Here is an 18,334-nt window from a genome sequence, read left to right as displayed (position 1 = left end):
ATTGAGCATAATCTGCTCAATTTGAGCCTCACCGGGAACACCTTGGGGTCGCAGCGGGTCTTGGTTAAAGAAGTACTCTAGCTTTGACCTCGCACTGTCAACCGCAGTAGCTGTGGCAGTCAATACCCGCAACTCTTGGCGTTGGGCACCCACTTCTGCTGTGCGAGTCAGCGTCCGCACCATCAGTGCCCCTATGGTTAGGGTAATCACCACAAGAACAATGACGGCGGTGGGCAGCACAAACCCCGCGCGGCCAAACCGCAGTTGTCGGCGCTGCCCAACTGAACTGAGCCGCCGTCGCAACCAGAGGCGCAACTGATAGAACAAATGCCGCATGGTGCGCATTAATTTGCGAAACTGCCGTTTCGAGAGGCCAAAGCGTCTGTCACTTTTTTTCATAGGGGCACCTAGCAGAGGAGCAACACTCTAGGAGGGGTTAAGGAATCTAGAATCGGGCTATTGTTTAGTATGGTTTTTCTTTGAATAAAAATTTCAGGTTCTGGAAAATTTTGCTGATTGTTACGGGCTGCAATCTTACTTAACTGCCAGCAAAATAAAGTTCAGTGGCAATGGCGGCGCAATCCTCTACTGGACTCTATAAACGTAGAGTGGCATCAAGACAGGGGTTGCCTTTATGCTAAGCTGAACACTGTATAGAATATGCTGTGGCTTTGCATCGATCCCTATGGCGACGTACTATTACATTCTCGCAAGTAAAAAATTTTTGACGGAAGAAGAACCCCTTGAAGAAGTGTTTCGCGAGCGACAGCGTCACTATCGGGAGCAGGGCAAAGAGATTGATTTTTGGTTGGTGGTAGAGCCTGCCTTCTTGGAACAGCCCCAGTTTGCTGAACAAAAGGCACGTTGCCCGCAGCCTGCCGCTGCCATTCTCTCCACAAACCAGCAATTTATCCAGTGGTTGAAACTGCGCTTAGAGTATGTGCTAATGGGGCAATTTACCAGCGCAGAGGTTGCAAATCCGCTGGCCTCTTTGGCAAGTGTTTAGGGACAGGCTTGAGGCACCGCAGGATTTTGTTGACGGTAGTCTTTGAGCCAAGTGCAGGCACCAGTTAATAATTGCCCTAGGCCGGCCAACGGACTGATGAACACTTCATCATCCTCGGTGCCAATGGCCATGTAGGGGGGGTCTTGACCGCTGACATCCACACTGTAGGGAATGGCAGAACTGCGATCCAGGAGGGCAACTAACTGTCCTCTTTGAGTCCAAACCCGCACACTGCGATCTGGGGAGGCAGTGGCAATCATTTCACCGTCTGGGCTAAGACCAAGACTGACAATACTGCGCCGGTGCGCACGAAATACACGGGAAGGGCCAGCGGCCGTTTTGCCCTGAATAGACCACAAATAGACTGAGCCACTTTCGCCGGCGGCTGCCAAGAATTGGCCGTTGGCACTAAATTCCAGAGTAGCTAACCATCCCGCCTCTGGATTCAAGCGATAGGCCAGGCGATCTCTGGCAAAATCCCAGACTTCAATTGTGCCCGCAGACCCCGTACTTGCAAGCAGGGGGAGGTGGGGATGAAAGCTGAGACTCCAAATTTCCCCTTTGGTTTGGCGTTTTTGGATGTTCTGCGGTTGCTGGAGGTCAATAAGATAAATGGTGCCTTTTCCATCACCGGCGGCTAGATAGCGCCCCTGGGCGTCCATGGCAACTGTGTAGAGGGGAACTTCAATGGCGAGGTGCCATGTTTGCTGCGACCCATCCTTGAGATGCCACAACACCAGTTTGCCCCCTTTGGTGGCGATCGCCACCTGTTGGCCACTGGGACTAAAGAGCACTTGGTTAATCCCTTTTGCATCTAGCACCGGCGTTGTTGCCAAGAGGGTGCCATCCCGTCGCCAATGCTTGACGCGACCATCTTTGCCCCCCGTGACCAAAGTCGCTGCTTGGGGGTCTAAAGCCAACGTCCAAATACTTTCTTGATTGGCCAACCACTCCACTGTGCGGCCGTGATCTAGGAACCAGAGGGTCATTTGTCCAGCGCGATCGCTACTGAGGAGAACCGCCCCCGTTGAATTAAAACTCACTGTATTGATCAGGCGTTCATGACCGCGTAACTCGGCAATCAGTTCCCCCGTTGGCTGCCAGAGGCGCATCGTGTTATCGGTGCTCAGGGTCAATAGCCGATACCCCACAGGAGAGGTGCCGACAAAATAGACAGGGGCTGAGCTAACACGCCATTGATTGATTTGTTGTCCTTTGGAATTCCAAAGGCGGAGGGTACCATCTTTGCCCACAGTAGCCAGTTGACCATTGCGCAGATACGTCAAACTGGTTTGGGGAACAGGGAGATCTGCTTGGACTTGCCATGCTTGCAGTAATTGCCCCTGGGGCGACCAAACCCGAATCCAGCCTTCCTCATCGGCGGTGGCTAAGCGATCGCCACTGACGGCATAACTCAAGCTATTGATCCTCTGGCCAAGGCTGGGAATCGTTGTCAGCAGCTCCCCCGCAATGCTCCAACGCAGCAGATCGCCTGTGGTTGTGGTGGCGGTCAACTCCTCCCCTGTTGGACTAAAGCGAAAGTTGTTGATGGGCAAAGCAGGCAAACGCCGCTCAAAGACCAGTTTTTGCGCTTCGATGCGCCACAGGGAAATTTCCCCCTTGTCGTTGAGCAGACCCAAGCGATCGCCCGCAAGGCTGATCCGCGCTAACTTCACTGAGCCAATGGCCAACGACTGCGTGCCCAGACGCTGCCCCGTCGGCTGCCAAAATTCCACAAGACCCCCTTCACCGATACTCAACATCTGGCGATCGCCAGTGAGGAAGGCGCCCACAAGGGGATTGTGCCGGCTGTGCCATTGGTTGCGCGCTTGAATGCGATCCAGAAAAACATTGAGCACAAAGAGGGGACGGGTAGTGGGATAGTCCCTGAGGGGGCGATCGCCCACCAAGCGCTGCAGATCCCGTCCCGCCGCAACCGCAGCTAACAGGGCGGGCAACTCTTGGGTTTGAAACTGCTCTAAAAGATCATTACTGGTCTGCTCAAGGGCTAAACTGGCCTGAGTGGCCTGTAAATCGGCATAGGTCTTGGCCAAAATGGCTGCTACCCCCAAAGAAACTAGGGAAACCACCCCCAGCGCCATCAGGGCGCGCCGCGTCAGACGACTGGCTTTATGACGCGCTGCCTCTAAAATGCGATTGGCGGCGCTAATGGCTTCTTTTTCTTGGCGCTCAAGAAACAGAGTATCCTGAATTGCCTTTTGATTGGCCTCCTGACTGGCAGAAAGGTACTGGTAATCCAAGTCACTGAGACTTTTGCCACTTGCCCAGAGCAATGCCTCCTCAAGGGCTTGTCCCCGCAGCAGACGAGAGCTGTCCTTGCTGCCAGAGCGCAGCCATGCTTGGAATTCCTCACTGTAGGGGCGCAACTGAGCCAACTGTTGTTCAACCCACTGGGCATTAAAGACTTGGGCATAAATGGGGTTAAACACCTGCAACTTCCCTTGGCGCTGGCACACCAATCCCGTCAAAGCAAGGGCACGCTGCTCATAACTGCCATCGAGGGGGACACCTCCTGTTTCCAAGATGCGTTGATAGAGTCCCAAGAGACGACCGCTGCGCTGTTCATCCGCCAGCAGGCGATTGCGAATGGTCTTTAGGTGTTCTGGTTCATCTTGCCGCTCCCAATCTTGAAGGATATGGTCTTGCACAAACTGAGCCAATTGCTGCACGAGGGCAGAGGCCGGCATAAATGACCCGTGGTGTTGCAAAAGGCGACAGAGTTTTTGGGTCAAAAAGGGTTGGCCGCCGGTCCAGTTGAGGATCTCGGCTAAGAGTTGCTCGGGATGATCGCTGAGGTGGGCAATGCCCTTGAGTAGCGGTGTGGCTTCCCCAAGGGTAAACCCCTGTAAATCAATGGCACAGCCAATGTTAAAGGGGGTGCGCTGCTTATCCTGAATCAGTTGATCGGGAGTGGCCACACCAAAGAGGGCGAAAGTGAGGCGCTGATATTCGGGGCAATCGGCGCGTTGGTTGTAACAAGCGCGGATCCAAGCAAAGAAATCATCGGTGGCAAAGGGCAGACTCAACAGACTATCAATTTCATCGATAAAAATCACAAGAGGCTCACGGGTATGGGCAAGCAGCACCGTTTCCACAAAGTCACTGAGGCGTTGAATGGGCGACACCAGCTGGCGATCGCGCCACCAAGAGCGCAATGCAACCACATCGGTTAACCGAAATCCCTGAATAAGAGCACCGACAAAGCTGGCATACCACTGCTCAGGTTGAATATTCTGGCTACCAATTTTAGTGATGTCGAGGGCGGCACAGCGGTACCCCCTTCTCATCAGTTGTTGTGTCACCTGCACCCGCAGGCTGGATTTGCCCATTTGCCGCGAATTGAGGATATAGCAAAACTCGCCGGCGGTGAGGGCCGCCAAAAGATCGGCATCTGCTTGGCGTCGCACATACACTGCCGATGTGGGGGGCAAGCTTCCCCCCACTTGATAGGTGATTGCTGGAGCCATTGAGGGTGACCTAGTTGTTAACAGTGCGCTCAGGTGCTGTTGACGTGGTTGTGGCCTGATTCACCAGAAATTCTTTTTCTTTAACTTCTCCTAGTTGCCCTAGGGGTTGAAACGGACCGTTGTTGACACTGACGTTGACAGCCCCCGCATTGCCACTGCGCACAATCAGGCGTTCTTGAGCTTGCCAACGGCGCTCTGTTCCCGACTGCAGAATACCGGCATAGACAACGCGACCATCCGCTTCCACCTCTAGCCAGGAGGCATCGGAGAGGGATAATTTGACCTCAAGAGTTTTCGCAGGAGGAAGACGAGGTGTTACCGCCGCTGTGGGGCTGGGAGGAGGGGCAGGGGGTAAATCGGTAATGCTTTGGGCTTGAGGACGAAAGAAATAGGCCAACCCCGCCACGGCCGCTGCCACTAAGGCTAAGTATGTCAAGTACAGGTGAATTGGCCGCAACTGCCAACCCACACCGCCTCTAGAGACACCGGATGGATGGGGTCGCTGCGCAGGTTCAACCCCTGTTGGAAAATGGGCAGCCACGCTTTTGCCATCTAGGCCAAGGGCATCGGCAAAACGGCGAATAAAACCTTGGGTATAAACAGGTTCAGGTAACTCCTCTGGGCTAGCATTCTCAATCGCTGCCAAGATTGACTGGCGCACTAAGGTTTTAGCGGCCAATTCCTCAAGGCTCAGACCGAGTTCTAGTCGCTTGTCGCGGAGGAAGGTACCAATTTCTGCCAGTTTTTCTACCTGTTGACTACTGAGGTGAGGCATTGCTATCTATCTCCTGCCGTCAGTCTATGCCAATTTGCCGCAGAGGGGGTTAGCTATTGCGATTATCCTACAGGAAGCTCCGTAGATTGGGGGACAGGCTTTGCTAGGCTAGATCTGGCTTTTAGACCCATTGCTTTTTATGACTCCAGTCTCTCCCTTGTACGAAGGCAAAGCAAAAATTATTTACGCCACAGCAGATCCAGACATCTTGCTGGCGGAGTTCAAGGATGAGGCAACCGCTTTTAATGCTCAAAAGCGCGGCTCGATCCAAAACAAGGGAGTGATGAACTGCGCGATCGCCAGCCGTTTGTTTCAGTATCTGGCAGCTCAGGGCATTCCCAACCATTTTATTGCCCAAGTGGCACCGCAGAGGATGCATATTCGACGGGTAGAGATTATTCCCCTTGAGGTGGTGGTGCGCAATCGGGCGGCAGGAAGCCTGTGTCGCCAGACGGGATTGCCCCTAGGTTTAGAACTCAATCCTCCACTTGTGGAGTTTTACCTCAAAAATGATGCTCTGGGGGATCCGCTGCTTACGGGCGATCGCTTGCGCCTATTGCAGATTGCTACGGATGAGGAAGTGGCTCAAATGACGCAAATGGCCTTGGCTGTGAATACCCACCTCAGTCGCTTTTTTGCCGAGTGTGGCATTACTCTGGTGGACTTTAAGCTGGAGTTTGGCCGCAGTCGCAGTGGAGAGATTCTCTTAGCAGATGAAATCAGCCCCGACAGTTGCCGCCTTTGGAATCAGGAGGAAAGCGATCCTAAGAAGCGCATTCTCGACAAAGATCGTTTTCGCCAAGATTTGGGCGCCATTGAAGAGGCCTACGCCCTTGTGATGCAGCGGGTCTTAGCCCATTCCACCGACTGCAGTCAGAAACCTTCAGCAGCCCTAGGTGAGCAATGACTGTCGTTCTCGGTGCCGATGTTGGCGGCACAAAAACGCTCGTCGAGTTGTGGGATGTGGTGGGCAGTGATTGGCATTTGCTCCACAGGGCTAAATACACCAGCCGCAATTTTCCTGACTTGACGGCTCTTTTGCAAACGTTCCTCAGGGAGAGTCCTGCCCATCCCCAGAGGGCTTGTCTGGGGATTCCAGGTCCGGTGATTGACCAGGTGGCTCAAGTAACGAATTTGGGCTGGCGGGTCAGTGGTGCGCAATTAGAGACGGCATTGCAGATCCCGAGTGTAACGCTGCTGAATGACTTTGCCGCTGTGGCCTATGGGGCATTGGTGCTGCCGCCAACGGAGTTTGTTGTCCTACAAGAGCGGCCGCGGCGTCCCCAAGCGCCTATTGCCCTCTTGGGAGCCGGTACTGGATTGGGGGAGGCCTTGATGATTTGGCAGGGCGATCGCTACCAAGTGCTTCCCCTTGAGGGCGGCCACACCGACTTTCCGCCGCGCAATGAACAGGAAATAGGTCTATTGCGCTATCTCTGGCAAACCTACGAGCGAGTGTCCGTAGAGCGGGTGGTCTCTGGGGCGGGGCTGGTAGCGATTTACGAATATCTCAAGGGGGTCAACTTTGCTCCCGAATCAGCAGGCGTTGCAGCAGCGATGGCAGAGGCAGAGGATGGGGCTGCCGTCATCAGCCAATACGGTCTTGAGGGGGATCCCCTGTGCGCAGAAGCCTTGCGAATGTTTGTGGATGCCTATGGGGCAGAGGCTGGAAACCTGGCTCTGAAAAGTTTGCCCTTAGGAGGAGTGCTGATTGCCGGGGGAATTGCCCCCAAGATTCTACCGAAAATGACCGACGGCACCTTTCTCCAAGGGTTTGTGAATAAAGGACGGTTTCGCCCCCTGATGGAGCAGTTGTACGTTGCCGTGATTACAAATCCTGAGGTGGGATTACGGGGTGCCGTACATTTGGCAGCTCAGGGGGACTAGGGGTCTTACAGGTGCTTCAGTTGTGGATAGGCCATCAGCAATTCATCGGCAGTGAGGGTATCCCCGATGGCTTGGGGTTGCCAGAGCAGTTCCACCGCCAGTAGGCGATCGCTGCCAATGCCTCCCAACTGTTGCAGTGCTTGCCGTAGCTCTAGGTCATTATTGACTGCGGGCAAAGTCAAGCGTCCAGTGGCAGCCACCACCAAAGTCACGACAATGTATTCACCCACATCATTGCTCACCCCAGGGGCGATCGCCGTCTGCTTAATCTCACGACGGTAGTTAGACAGGGTTTCAGCACTAAGTTTGCTCCGCTCTGCAAGCGCCAGTTGGTTAAAGGCTGTTTCCGCCTGCAGCAGCTTTGTTTCTTGGCTGCTGGCGTGGGCATAGACCCAGTATTGGGGATGACGCAGTAGGGCAAGGGTTGCCTCTTGAAGCACTTTGGTCAAACCTTCGGGACTTTGGGTATCGGCAGTGAGCGCTAGTTGATTCAGTTCCTCTTGTAGTTCACGGGCTTGAGCCAGCAGTCCCACCTGCAGCGTATGTAGGGAGACCGGCGGATTATCGGCGTAGATTTCAGAGTCATCGCCGCTGCTGCGGAAGTTGCGGAAAGCAGAGATCAAAGTATTGGCAAGTACACCGATCAAGATGATCGTAAAAAGGCCGCCAAAGCCACCGCCAAAACCAAAGAAGGGAATCAGAAAGGGAAAGCCAAAACCACCGCCATAGACTGGAACGGGCTGGACATAGCCGTAATCACTGCGGGGGGCACGGTAGGAACGGGTGGGCGCCGGCCGACTAAAGGAGCCACCCCCAATCCGTCCGCCACTGCGGGCTGCCCAGGCGGCACCACTGTCAAGCACCAGATGGGCAATCAAAACCCCCACTGCCACTATTGCTGTGATAGATTTGAGACGTTGCCAAAAAGTTTTCATCATAAATTGTGTTCCCAAGGATTGACATACCAAAGAAGATGTCCTGCTCTCAGTCTAACGTCTTGGCATCTTTAGAGCAGATGGGGAAGTCCGATCAAGCCCTACAGCCTTTCTCGCAAGGAGGGAGTTGACATCGCAAGGGGCGCTTCCCCCCCTTGGGGTACACCATATTTTAGAAAAGGACTGTACTACGATATGAAAAGCAAACTTTCGATAAATGCTTTGCCTGCCGAGTTCTGTTTACGAAATCCATGATTGAAATTCCTGAGTCTCTCAAGCCCGTGATTACCTTTGCCCACCCAGTACTGATGTGGGTACTTTTTGCACTTACGCTCTATGCCATGTATCTGGGAATTCAAACCCGTCGCCTACGCTCCCTCAGCGGCGAGGAAAAGAAAGCCCTCATTCAATCGAAGGTCAATCTCAGGCACCACCAAGTGGGCGCTATCCTATTGGCTTTAATGGTGATGGGGACGATTGGCGGGATGGCGGTCACCTACATCAATAATGGCAAACTTTTTGTCGGGCCGCACTTGATTGTCGGACTGACGATGACGGCATTGATTGCGATTTCTGCGAGCTTAACCCCCTTTATGCAAAAAGGAAGCGAGGCTGCGCGGGCACTGCACATGACCTTGAATCTGTTTCTGGTCATCCTCTTTGGCTGGCAGGCGGTGACGGGTTTGCAAATTGTGCAGCGAATTCTCAATGCCACCTAGGGGGCAGCGGCAACCCAGAAAGGAATCGTAGCAATTGCAAAATTTCTGCAACAAGTGAGAGCGTTTGTGCCAAAATAAGAGGAACACCGATGGCGGCTCTTTTCAGGGGAATGGGGTCTGCTTAACACTGCGAAAGCAAAGGTATTCAAGTATTTTGATGCCCTGACCTACCCCCGATTTCAGAAAGGGGCTGCACTACGAATCATTCCTAAGGCAGTGGGAGCGCCTAAGTCTTACTTATTGCAGACGATTCACTTTCTGGGCAATCATGACCACACTTTCCTTGAGGCCACCGCTTAAAACAGCTGTCCAGGTTGAGCACTTATATAAGTCCTTTGGCCGCTTTACGGCGATTCGGGATGTGAGCCTATGGGTCCATGAGGGGGAAATTCTGGGGCTGTTGGGACCTTCGGGTTGCGGCAAGACAACTCTACTGCGCTTAATTGCAGGTCTGGACACGCCAGATGCTGGGGAAATTAGGGTGGGCGATCGCTGTGTGGCAGCGGCGCATGTCTTTGTGCCCCCAGAGCAACGGTCTTTGGGAATGGTCTTTCAGGACTTTGCCCTTTTTCCCCATTTGACGGTGGCCGAGAACATTGCCTTTGGTTTGCAACAACAACGCCTCAGCAGGAGACAAATTCAGGAGCGAGTGGCAGCAGTTTTGGCTTTAGTGCATCTAGAGGGGATGGAAAAGCGTTACCCCCACGAATTGTCGGGTGGACAGCAGCAACGAGTGGCCTTGGCACGGGCGATCGCCCCTCAACCGGCGGTCATTCTTCTCGATGAACCCCTCAGCAATCTCGATGCCCAAGTGCGCCTGCACCTGCGGGAAGAATTGCGCACAATTCTCAAGGGCACAGGAACAACGGCAATTTTTGTTACCCATGATCAGGAGGAAGCCCTGAGTCTGTCGGATCGCCTAGCGGTCATGCGCCAAGGCAAGATTGAGCAAGTGGGTACCCCTGAAGAGATCTATTGCCAGCCGGCTTCACGGTTTGTGGCCGGTTTCATTACCCAAGCTAATTTTTTGCCCGCCTGTGTGGAAGGGTCGCAGGTGCGCACGGATGTTGGGACATTTCCCCTTTTGGAAGCACTGCCGAGGGGAGAAGGGGAAGTGATGATTCGGGAAGAAGATCTCCAGTTGCAGCCCGATCTTGAGGCCACCGGTTGCTTTGTGATTCGCGATCGCCAGTTTCTTGGTCGCGAGTATCGCTACTGCATTCAACTGCCCTGTGGCAAGGAACTCCATGCCCGCCAGCCCCTTGCTGTGGATATTCCCATTGGCACTGCGGTAAAAGTGGCAGCTGAAGCGGTGCGTTTTTTCCCCAAAGAAAGCTAATCTAGGGCCTGTGCCATATACTGACCCCAAAGGGCGGCAGCGAGACCACTACTGCCTTGGGTAGGGCTATTGTCATCATTGCCTAGCCAAATGCCGGTGAGAACATCGGCGCTGGGGACATAGCCAATAAACCAAAGATCACGACCCTCGTTGGTGGTGCCGGTTTTGCCGGCAACTGGACGGCCAATGGCAGCAGCCCGACCCGTCCCCCGACTGACAACAGCGGTGAGTAAACGGGTCATTTCATTGGCGATCGCTGGGTCGAGAACCCGCTGAGGCATTTCATCGCTTGCGGCATAGATGAGGCGACAGGTCTGCCAGTCGTTTGCATGTTTACAATCACCGCCATCGCGCACCGCAAGAATGGCATGGGGGGGAATGCGCTGTCCCTCATTGGCGAGTACGGCAAAGGCACCACTGATTTCTAGGAGAGTGACCTCACTTTGACCGAGGACCAAGCCGGGCACCGCTTGCAGAGGACTCACAATTCCCATTGCTCTTGCCAATTGAATGATGGCTTGTAAGCCAACGGTTTGTGCTAGGCGTAAAGCAATGGGGTTTTCAGACAGGGCTAGGGCCGTGGCCAGATCCATTGCACCCCCCCCGCTACGACAGCCTGCAAATTGTTGCCCTTGCCAGAAGACTGGCTCACAGGAAAAAGTTTCAGCGGCCGTGTGGCCTTTTAAGAGGGCTTCGGTATAGGCGAACACCTTGAAGGTGGACCCCGGTTGGCGCAGGGCAAGGGTCGCACGATTAAATTGGCTTTTTTGATAATCCACCCCACCCACTAAAGCAAGAATCAAACCACTACTGGGCTGCAGAGTCATCAATGCCCCTTGACTGACACCATAGCTGCTGCCCGTGTTGCTGATGAAAGTGCGCAGACTCGATTCAGCCAGTTTTTGCCAACGGGGGTCTAAGCCTGTTTCCACAATCAGGTTGCCCTCTTGGGCAAGGTTTTCACCTAGAAGTTGAGCAAGTTCCTGATAGACATGATCCGTATAGTAAGGAAAGCGCTGAGCAGTAAGCAATTCCCGCGCCTTGGGACTAATTTCAATGCGGGAACGGCGGGCGCGATCGCCCTCTTCTTTGCTAATGTAGCCCTGCTGCACCATGCGCAAAATGACACGATTGCGATAATCTACGGCAGCATCGTAGTCGCGCACAGGATTAAAACGATTGGGCGCAGGCAAAATTCCCACCAGTGTGGCGGCTTCGTTGAGGGTCAAGTCTTTGGCGGGTTTATCAAAGTAGAATTGAGCTGCATCCTCAAAGCCGCGATTTCCCATGCCCAAATAGACACGGTTGAGGTAGGCCAAAAGCAGCTCATCTTTGCTGTAGAAAAATTCCAACTTTAGGGCAGCTGCCATTTCCCGCCACTTGCGGCTGAGGCTTTCATCCATCCCCACATAGGACCGAAAGAGTGTACGTGCCAATTGTTGTGATAGAGTACTTGCCCCTTCCCGGGTTTGACGGGCTAGTAAGTTGGTAAGTGTGGCTCGCACCATGCCCAAAGGATCGATGCCGAAGTGCCAGTAGTAACGAACATCCTCAGAGGCCAACACCCCATGAACTAGATAGGGGGAAAAGTCATTGAGACGTTGCAGTTCGCGGTGGGCGCGATCCTCCACTGGGTTGATCAGTTCCCCTTGGCGATCGAGGAGAATAATTGGACCTTGCTCAATTGGAGGCAGGGGACGTACCGTCACTTTGTTGGCTTCCACAGTCAGCAATCCTATCCCTAGGACACTGATGCCGATTACCCCCCAAATGCCGTAGGTGAGAACCTGAACCAAAAGGGGGGGGGAATTGTGGAAGCGGAGGGTAACGGCGCCTTTGACCTCTGGCGGGCCAAGGGTAATGACATCGCCGTGGTGGAGCTCACCGGTTTGGAGACGCTGCCGTTGGCGATAGATGCCATTGGTGGAATCTAAGTCTTGGATTTGAAAGACGCCGCTCGGGGTGAGCCGTTTTAGGCGGGCGTGGGTGCCACTGACAATCTCTGCGTCAATAATAATATCGGCACGGCTTTGACTACGGCCAATAATGTAGCGATCGCCAACTAGGGGAAAGACTTGGCGTTGACCTTTGAACTCTACCCAGAGTTCAGGTGTGCGGGCATTTTCCCTGAGGGAGACCTGTTGCCAATCAAACCGAGACTGTACCGTTTGCACCGCTTGGGTGACGGTCTGAGTCATGGACTGCCAAAAATCTCGGGCAGGATTGGGCATGGCAGCAGCTATAGAACGTTAATTGTATCCCTACATTTCGGGCACATAGCCCGCCGGAACTGCGTTGGGATCCGTATCCCGCTTAGAGCTGAGAATGTCCATGCGCTCAACCAAAATCACCGGCGAGGAGCGTGCGGCTCCCGTGTTGCGGTCTTGCCAGCGATCGAACTTCAGACTGCCCTTAACACCCAAAAGCGTTCCTTTGCGCACATAATCAGCGGCCACCTGAGCTGTTTTACCCCAAATTTCTAAGTTAAACCAATCGGGTTGATCCTCCTTGCTCGGGCGATTCACTGCCAAGGTTAGCCGGCACTTCACACTTCCTGACTCAAAATAGCGCACCTCCGGATCGCTGCCGACATAACCCACTAGATGAACCACATTTAAACTCATCGCTGACTGCCTCAGATTGTTTTTTATTCATTATCTCAAAATTCAGCTTTGTAAAGCTCGACGTTTTCCCTCGGGGTTTCTACTGCATGGAGTAGTGAGTACACTCACAGGATCTTTGATGTTATCTTCATCCTGAATCAGGGCAGCTATACCTTGTGGCAAGTGTCTTTTCAGAATTCTCTAGCACTCTTTGGCGCCGTGGTTTTCTGCCTATACGTAAACTTTTGTCTCCCTCAATATTGAATACGTGGATCTGCCCATTTCAGGAGCAAGTCTGCCAGAAGGTTGCCGACAATCAACATCACTGCCCCCATCATCAGACTCGCCATCACCACATAAATATCTTGGGCAGTAACCGCCTGTAAAATCAGCCGACCGAGACCCGGCCAGTTAAAGAAAAACTCAGCAATAAATGCGCCGTTGAGGAGGCTGGCAAATTCAAAGCCCAAAAGGGTAATTAGGGGGTTCACCGCATTGCGCAGGGCATGGACATAGATCACCCGCGATTCGGGGAGTCCCTTGGCCCGTGCTGTTTGAATGTAGTTTTGCCGCAACACATCCAGTAAATTGCCGCGCATCAGCCGTTGTAACGCCGCAAAACTGGTGAGGGTGAGGGCAACCGTCGGCAAAATCAAGTGCCAGCCAATGTCGAGCACCTTGCCCCACCACGGCAGTTCATCGTAAAAGAGGCTGGTCATGCCACCGACGGGAAACAAGGGGGTACTCTGAGCTAAAAACAACAGCAGTAAGGCGGTAATAAAACTGGGAAACCCTTGGCCAATGTAACTAATGACCCGCAGTAGGCGATCGCTCCAACGATCTTGGGTCACGGCTGCCCAAATTCCTAGGGGAATGGCGAATCCCCATGTCAGGAGAATAGAGCTAAAAGAGAGCAGTAGGGTAGCGGGTACCCGCTCCCACAATAGCGATGCCACCGGGCGCTGATAGACAAAACTGGTACCGAAGTTGCCATAGCGAAGAATCTGCCACAACCAGCGAAAGTACTGCTCTACGGGGGACTTATCAAGACCAAATTGCTGCTCCAATTCCTGCAAGCGTTCCACAGAAATCTGTGGATCAGTCTTGAGCGTGTCGAGATAGTTCCCCGGCGCCAACTGCATAATGGTAAAACTCAATGCAGAGGCCAAAAGCAACGTGATGAGGGCTTCCCCCAAGCGCTGCAAAATTAAACGGCTTGTGTCGTTTCCCAAGCGTTGGCCAATGGATTTGAGCATGGCTTATTTAGAGGCCAGCACGGTATCAATGGCTGCTTTCAACTCGGCTTTACTGAGCTGGGTGACCACAAAGACTTCCTGCACGGTTTTGCCGCGTCGCGCAATTAGCTTAAACCCGCCTTTGATGGGGACAGAGACCCTCAGTTGGAGATGGGGGGATTGACCTTTGACAGCGGCAATGACACCGGGGGTGAGGGTGCTGATCCCCGCTACCTTGGCCAGTTTTTCCAAGACGGGAATCAGCCCCTCAATATGGGTGGAGTGATTGAGGACAACCCGACCAGTTGCTGCTGCCATTTTAAGGTAACCACCGTGCTCGCAAGCCGAGTGCCAAAGGCTCTGGCATCCCAACAGTAATTTTATCCTGATTTGATTTTAGAGGGAAAAGCCAAATTTGATGCTGTTGAGGGGGCAGTTGACGCAGTGGCGGTGGTGACGCTTGGGGGCGACTGGGCAGTTCTGCTAAATCATTGGGGTTGGGGTTAAGCGGTGCAGTGTCACTGTACAAATCGCTATTGTTCACCTCTTCTGGAATTTCGCGCCCCTCAACAGAGTCAACGGCCAGGATACGGCCATCGGGTGCCAAGCTCAGGTACAGTTCCTGCTGCGGGTCAAAATCTTTGAGCTTGAACAGTTCCTTGGTTTTCAGATCAAAAAGAGCAAGGTAGGGGATTTCGCGGTTGTTGCCTGCCCCTTCAAGGCGGGTGAGGATGGCATAGAGAAATTCCCCTTGGGGGTCAAATTGACCGGCAATGATGGAGCCATTGAGGGTCAGCAGTTCCCGCTGTTCACCGAAAAGATCCACCACGTAGAGGGATCGCGAGAAATTGGGGTTAAACTTCACCACTGCCACTTGCCGTCCATCGCGGCTAAAGTCTAGCACCATGCCATACTGGGGTAAAAAGTCAAAGTCGTTTTTGCCATTGCTGGGTTCTAGGGGAACAATCGCCAGTCCCTGCCCTTGGGCAATAATTAAATGTTGGTTGTCGGGAGCAATGCGAAAATCGCCAGCGGCCGCTTGATTGAGCCGACGGGGCTGAAAATTTTCATCGAGAAGCCAGAGGGAACTGTCTGTCGGCTGCAGACGATTCACCCGCTGCACAACAATTTTGCTGCCATCATTGGCCAACTGGAAGCGCAAATTCTGGTACTCGCTGTTGTCGAGGATCAGGGAAATTTCACCCGCGGGTCGCGGTTGACGGCGGGGGGCATCGGGAGCGTTAAAGTATAGTCCGGTGGTGACGGTGTACAGTTGGGGGTCAAAGCCCATTTGCTCGCCCCGTTCACCCGCACTAAAGAGAATGCGATCGCCCGCCGGATAGGGCTGAAAGTCAAGCACCCGCAGATTGGGGGGGGTGAGAAAAGTTTTTTGCTGCAACGTCAAGTTGTAGAGGATTAATCGTCCCTCTTCGACCCCCGAACCAAGATACACAAGCACGCGATCGCGACTGCGAAACTGCCCCTGAAAGGGTTTGATCGGCTTGCCTTGGGGCACAGAAACAGCGCCTTCTAGGGAGACTTTGAAGGTTTGACCGTAGGGAATTGGCTGCCTCAGCGTATAGGCAAAACGCCGCCCTGACCAACTGGCTTTGCCCTCTAGGGGGGGCTCAATCTTGAGATGCGCTGCCACCGAAGACCAGTCCATTTGCCGGTTAAAGGAGAGGATAAAGGCGCGATCCTCGGCCCCCACATCACGGTTTTGCCAAGTGAAATCGCGCACTTGGGCTTGGGTACGATCCCCTGCCCACAACAGCAAAAGGGTAAAGACAACAGCCGCAAAGAATACGCTTAAGGCGGTTCGGTCGAGGGGCTGTGGAAAGGGGTGAGGAGACATCAGCAGACATGTTTACACCGCAACAGGAGCACCATACCAGAGGGCCTCAATGTGCTGGATCATGGGCAGTGCTGCCTGCGGTTGCGGCAACAGGACAGTGACATGACCCAGCTTACGACCCGCGTAGGTTTGACATTTACCATACCAGTGCAGGTTCGCACGGGGGAGGGCAGCCAAGGCCTCACATTTTGCTCTATAGTCCACCTGCGGCGCCGCTAAGCCCAACAAATTCACCATCACCGCTGCCGGCACTTGCATTGCGGGGCTGCCCAAGGGTTGGCCGCTAATGGCACGCAAGTGCTGCTGAAACTGACTGGTGATACAAGCATCCATGGTGTAGTGGCCAGAATTGTGGACGCGGGGGGCAATTTCATTGACCAGTACCTCACCGCTGGCGGTCAGGAAACATTCAATGCCAAAAACGCCCACTGCCTCAAGGGCAGTTAGAATTTGGCGGGCAATGGCCTCAATTTGCTGGCTCACTGGGGGGTCAACGAAGGCAGGAGCTATCACGCGCCGACAGATGGCATCCACCTGCTGGGTTTCCACGACGGGGTAAAGGGCAATCTCCCCTTGGGGCGATCGCGCTGCCATGATTGCCAATTCCTTGACATAGGGCACAAAGGCTTCCACCAAAAACCCTTGCGGCGGCCTCTGTGGCCAACGCTGTTGAAACTGTTGCCATGCCCCTTCATCCGGTATTACAAATGTGCCTTGGCCGTCATAACCGTGGCGACAGGCCTTAATCACACAGGGAAAGGCGGGGGGGCGATCGCCCAAATAGGCAAAGTCCGGTACAGGAAGCCCCAGCTTCTGCAAAAAGTGCCGCTGCTGGTACTTGTCCAAGAGGGGGGTAAGGGAGGCAAGACGGGGATAAAAGCAAACCCCCTGCTGTTCAAGGTGTTGCAGTCCCTCCAGATCCACAAACTCATTTTCAAAGGTGATGACATCCACCTGCGTCGCCAGTTGTGCAGTTGTTGCCACATCGGCAATCGCCCCATAGCAGACTCCCTCAGCAACAGCCACCGCTGGATCGGTGACCGCAGGCGTTTGTACCCAAAGGCTCAGCCCCATTTCCTTGGCCGCCAGTCCCAGCATCCAAGCCAACTGACCGCCGCCAATTACCCCAATTTTGGTTCTTTTGCTCACGCTTTGTGCACTAGACTCAACGGCACCTATTGTCCTACGTCTATGTCCCTTGAGCGTCTGCTGCCAGGAAAAGCTGCACTAACCAAAGACTGGGATCATCGCCAGCAGTAAACTCAAAGTTCAATTTACGGCAAATGCGAATCATGCCCTCGTTGTCTTTAAGCACGTAGGCGTGGATGGCACTGAGGCCTTCGTCGCGGCCAATTTGGATTAAACGGCGCAGCAATTCGGTGCCAAGGCCTTGGCGCTGCCAGGGATCGCTAATCAGCAGCGAAAACTCGGCGGTATTGCTAAAGTGATCCTTACTGAGGCGAGCGGCGCCAATAATTTCCGGTTGACCGTCACTTTGACGCTCCGCCACAAGCGCCATTTCGCGGTCATAGTCCACAAAGCAAATGCGCACCAAGCGCTCGTGGGCAATCCGCTGGGAGAGTTTCATGAGGTGAAAATAGCGCAGATAAACGCTCTGCTCCGAAAGAGTGGCGTGGTACTGGCGCATCAGTGGCTCATCCTCTGGCCGAATGGGTCGAATGAGCACCGGCGTGCCATCGCGCAATTGCCATGGACTGACGTATTGCGTGGGATAGGGGCGAATGGCTGGCTTGACAAAGGTACTTTCGTCCTTGTGGAGAACAATGCGGGCATCTAAGGCCACTAGGCGATCGGGGGGCGCCACCAAGAGGGGGTTGATGTCAATTTCCTTGATCCAGGGCTGCTCTACCACCAACAGGCTAAAGCGCACCAGTAAATCCTCAAGGAGGCTTAGATTTAGAGGCGGCCAGCCGCGGACACCATTAAAGGCGCGGGAAATTTTGGTTTGCTGAATAAGGCGGCGCGCCAAGGTGGTATTCAAAGGAGGGAGGGAGATGGCCGTGTCTTCAAGGACTTCCACCAACTGCCCTCCTGTGCCAAAAAGAATCACTGGCCCAAATTGCGGGTCTGTGGAGCTGCCCAAAATTAGCTCAAACCCCCGCCAAGGAATCATGGGCTGCACCGTGACACCGGCAAAGTGACCCGCCCCAGCAGCCATCGTTACATTTTTTTCAATCTGTTGGTAGGCGGTGAGAACGGCAGCGGCATCGGGGAGATTGAGCGCCACACCGCCGACGTCGGTTTTGTGGGTAATGGTGGGCGAATAGAGCTTTAGCACCACAGGGTACCCCAGGCGATCGGCGGCAGCTACCGCCTCTGCTTCACTGCGGGCAATACAGGTTTCCACCACCGGCAGGCCATAGGCGGCCAGTACTGCCTTGGCTTCCCACTCGGTCAATAGGGTGCGCCCCTCACTGCGCACTTGTTCAAAAAGGCAGGCAACCCTCTCGCGGTCGGGGGGGGTTGTGGTG

16 protein-coding genes are annotated in these 18,334 nt (G+C 54.0%); 5 read left to right on the top strand and 11 right to left on the bottom strand.

What is annotated here, in order from left to right:
* A partial coding sequence (locus P3X23_RS06965) for a hypothetical protein (protein ID WP_300874641.1) occupies window positions 1–399 on the bottom strand: 399 nt, incomplete at its 3' end.
* A gap of 286 nt (window positions 400–685) precedes the next feature.
* On the opposite strand from P3X23_RS06965, the gene P3X23_RS06960 reads away from it, so the two are divergent.
* Window positions 686–1,006 (top strand): MgPME-cyclase complex family protein, encoded by a 321-nt coding sequence (locus P3X23_RS06960; protein ID WP_300874638.1) that lies wholly within the window; start codon window positions 686–688, stop codon window positions 1,004–1,006.
* Here the strand turns inward: P3X23_RS06960 and P3X23_RS06955 are convergent.
* Window positions 1,003–4,494 carry an AAA-like domain-containing protein gene (locus P3X23_RS06955; RefSeq protein WP_300874635.1) on the bottom strand — a complete coding sequence of 1,164 codons (3,492 nt, stop codon included), beginning with the start codon at window positions 4,492–4,494 and terminating at the stop codon, window positions 1,003–1,005. The genes P3X23_RS06960 and P3X23_RS06955 overlap by 4 nt on opposite strands.
* 10 nt (window positions 4,495–4,504) lie before the next feature.
* Complete coding sequence (locus tag P3X23_RS06950) at window positions 4,505–5,269, bottom strand: helix-turn-helix domain-containing protein (RefSeq protein WP_300874632.1); 765 nt, start codon at window positions 5,267–5,269, stop codon at window positions 4,505–4,507.
* Between the two features lie 139 nt (window positions 5,270–5,408).
* Here P3X23_RS06950 and purC point away from each other — a divergent pair, with 139 nt between their 5' ends.
* Window positions 5,409–6,176 (top strand): phosphoribosylaminoimidazolesuccinocarboxamide synthase, encoded by a 768-nt coding sequence (gene purC / locus P3X23_RS06945; protein WP_300874630.1) that lies wholly within the window; start codon window positions 5,409–5,411, stop codon window positions 6,174–6,176.
* A complete protein-coding gene (locus P3X23_RS06940; protein WP_300874627.1) occupies window positions 6,173–7,156 on the top strand; it encodes a glucokinase in 984 nt (327 codons plus the stop codon). Before purC ends, P3X23_RS06940 begins: the two co-directional genes overlap by 4 nt.
* A gap of 5 nt (window positions 7,157–7,161) precedes the next feature.
* On the opposite strand, the gene P3X23_RS06935 is transcribed toward P3X23_RS06940, so the two are convergent.
* On the bottom strand, window positions 7,162–8,094 hold the full coding sequence (locus tag P3X23_RS06935) for a DUF1517 domain-containing protein (RefSeq protein WP_300874625.1): 933 nt from the start codon (window positions 8,092–8,094) through the stop codon (window positions 7,162–7,164).
* Between the two features lie 248 nt (window positions 8,095–8,342).
* Between P3X23_RS06935 and P3X23_RS06930 the strand changes: the two genes are divergently transcribed.
* Together P3X23_RS06930 and P3X23_RS06925 are read left to right on the top strand one after the other, a co-directional pair.
* Complete coding sequence (locus P3X23_RS06930; RefSeq protein ID WP_300874622.1) at window positions 8,343–8,810, top strand: DUF4079 domain-containing protein; 468 nt, start codon at window positions 8,343–8,345, stop codon at window positions 8,808–8,810.
* Between the two features lie 268 nt (window positions 8,811–9,078).
* Complete coding sequence (locus P3X23_RS06925) at window positions 9,079–10,149, top strand: ABC transporter ATP-binding protein (RefSeq protein WP_300874620.1); 1,071 nt, start codon at window positions 9,079–9,081, stop codon at window positions 10,147–10,149.
* Here the strand turns inward: P3X23_RS06925 and P3X23_RS06920 are convergent.
* The 7 genes from P3X23_RS06920 to P3X23_RS06890 form a co-directional block, all read right to left on the bottom strand.
* The gene (locus tag P3X23_RS06920) at window positions 10,146–12,380 is read right to left on the bottom strand and encodes a transglycosylase domain-containing protein (RefSeq protein WP_300874617.1); all 2,235 of its coding nucleotides are present in this window, start codon (window positions 12,378–12,380) and stop codon (window positions 10,146–10,148) included. The two genes, P3X23_RS06925 and P3X23_RS06920, sit on opposite strands and share 4 nt — an antisense overlap.
* A gap of 30 nt (window positions 12,381–12,410) precedes the next feature.
* Window positions 12,411–12,773, bottom strand: a complete 363-nt coding sequence (locus P3X23_RS06915) for a single-stranded DNA-binding protein (protein ID WP_300874614.1) — start codon at window positions 12,771–12,773, stop codon at window positions 12,411–12,413.
* A gap of 233 nt (window positions 12,774–13,006) precedes the next feature.
* Entirely contained in the window at window positions 13,007–14,008 is a 1,002-nt protein-coding gene (locus P3X23_RS06910) for an ABC transporter permease (RefSeq protein WP_300874611.1), read from the bottom strand.
* 3 nt (window positions 14,009–14,011) lie between these two features.
* A complete protein-coding gene (locus P3X23_RS06905) occupies window positions 14,012–14,305 on the bottom strand; it encodes a DUF2103 domain-containing protein (protein WP_300874608.1) in 294 nt (97 codons plus the stop codon).
* 1 nt (window position 14,306) lies between these two features.
* Window positions 14,307–15,842, bottom strand: coding sequence for a hypothetical protein (locus tag P3X23_RS06900; protein WP_300874606.1), 1,536 nt, complete (start codon window positions 15,840–15,842; stop codon window positions 14,307–14,309).
* Between the two features lie 12 nt (window positions 15,843–15,854).
* Window positions 15,855–16,991 (bottom strand): 5-(carboxyamino)imidazole ribonucleotide synthase, encoded by a 1,137-nt coding sequence (locus P3X23_RS06895; RefSeq protein ID WP_300874604.1) that lies wholly within the window; start codon window positions 16,989–16,991, stop codon window positions 15,855–15,857.
* 40 nt (window positions 16,992–17,031) lie between these two features.
* On the bottom strand, window positions 17,032–18,334 hold a 1,303-nt coding region (locus P3X23_RS06890; protein ID WP_300874602.1), incomplete at its 5' end, for a GNAT family N-acetyltransferase.

The organism is Thermosynechococcus sp. Uc, assembly GCF_029335995.1.
Classification (GTDB): Bacteria; Cyanobacteriota; Cyanobacteriia; order Thermosynechococcales; family Thermosynechococcaceae; genus Thermosynechococcus.
This window is presented reverse-complemented; position numbering and strand designations above follow the sequence as displayed.

What these genes read in the sequence shown, in the direction of transcription:
- P3X23_RS06910 (WP_300874611.1), bottom strand. Translation starts at nt 14,008, where the DNA reads ATGCTCAAATCCATTGGCCAACGCTTGGGAAACGACACAAGCCGTTTA.
- P3X23_RS06940 (WP_300874627.1), top strand. Translation starts at nt 6,173, where the DNA reads ATGACTGTCGTTCTCGGTGCCGATGTTGGCGGCACAAAAACGCTCGTC.
- P3X23_RS06960 (WP_300874638.1), top strand. Translation starts at nt 686, where the DNA reads ATGGCGACGTACTATTACATTCTCGCAAGTAAAAAATTTTTGACGGAA.
- P3X23_RS06920 (WP_300874617.1), bottom strand. Translation starts at nt 12,380, where the DNA reads ATGCCCAATCCTGCCCGAGATTTTTGGCAGTCCATGACTCAGACCGTC.
- P3X23_RS06930 (WP_300874622.1), top strand. Translation starts at nt 8,343, where the DNA reads ATGATTGAAATTCCTGAGTCTCTCAAGCCCGTGATTACCTTTGCCCAC.
- P3X23_RS06950 (WP_300874632.1), bottom strand. Translation starts at nt 5,269, where the DNA reads ATGCCTCACCTCAGTAGTCAACAGGTAGAAAAACTGGCAGAAATTGGT.
- P3X23_RS06935 (WP_300874625.1), bottom strand. Translation starts at nt 8,094, where the DNA reads ATGATGAAAACTTTTTGGCAACGTCTCAAATCTATCACAGCAATAGTG.
- P3X23_RS06905 (WP_300874608.1), bottom strand. Translation starts at nt 14,305, where the DNA reads ATGGCAGCAGCAACTGGTCGGGTTGTCCTCAATCACTCCACCCATATT.
- P3X23_RS06915 (WP_300874614.1), bottom strand. Translation starts at nt 12,773, where the DNA reads ATGAGTTTAAATGTGGTTCATCTAGTGGGTTATGTCGGCAGCGATCCG.
- P3X23_RS06900 (WP_300874606.1), bottom strand. Translation starts at nt 15,842, where the DNA reads ATGTCTCCTCACCCCTTTCCACAGCCCCTCGACCGAACCGCCTTAAGC.
- P3X23_RS06925 (WP_300874620.1), top strand. Translation starts at nt 9,079, where the DNA reads ATGACCACACTTTCCTTGAGGCCACCGCTTAAAACAGCTGTCCAGGTT.
- P3X23_RS06955 (WP_300874635.1), bottom strand. Translation starts at nt 4,494, where the DNA reads ATGGCTCCAGCAATCACCTATCAAGTGGGGGGAAGCTTGCCCCCCACA.
- purC (WP_300874630.1), top strand. Translation starts at nt 5,409, where the DNA reads ATGACTCCAGTCTCTCCCTTGTACGAAGGCAAAGCAAAAATTATTTAC.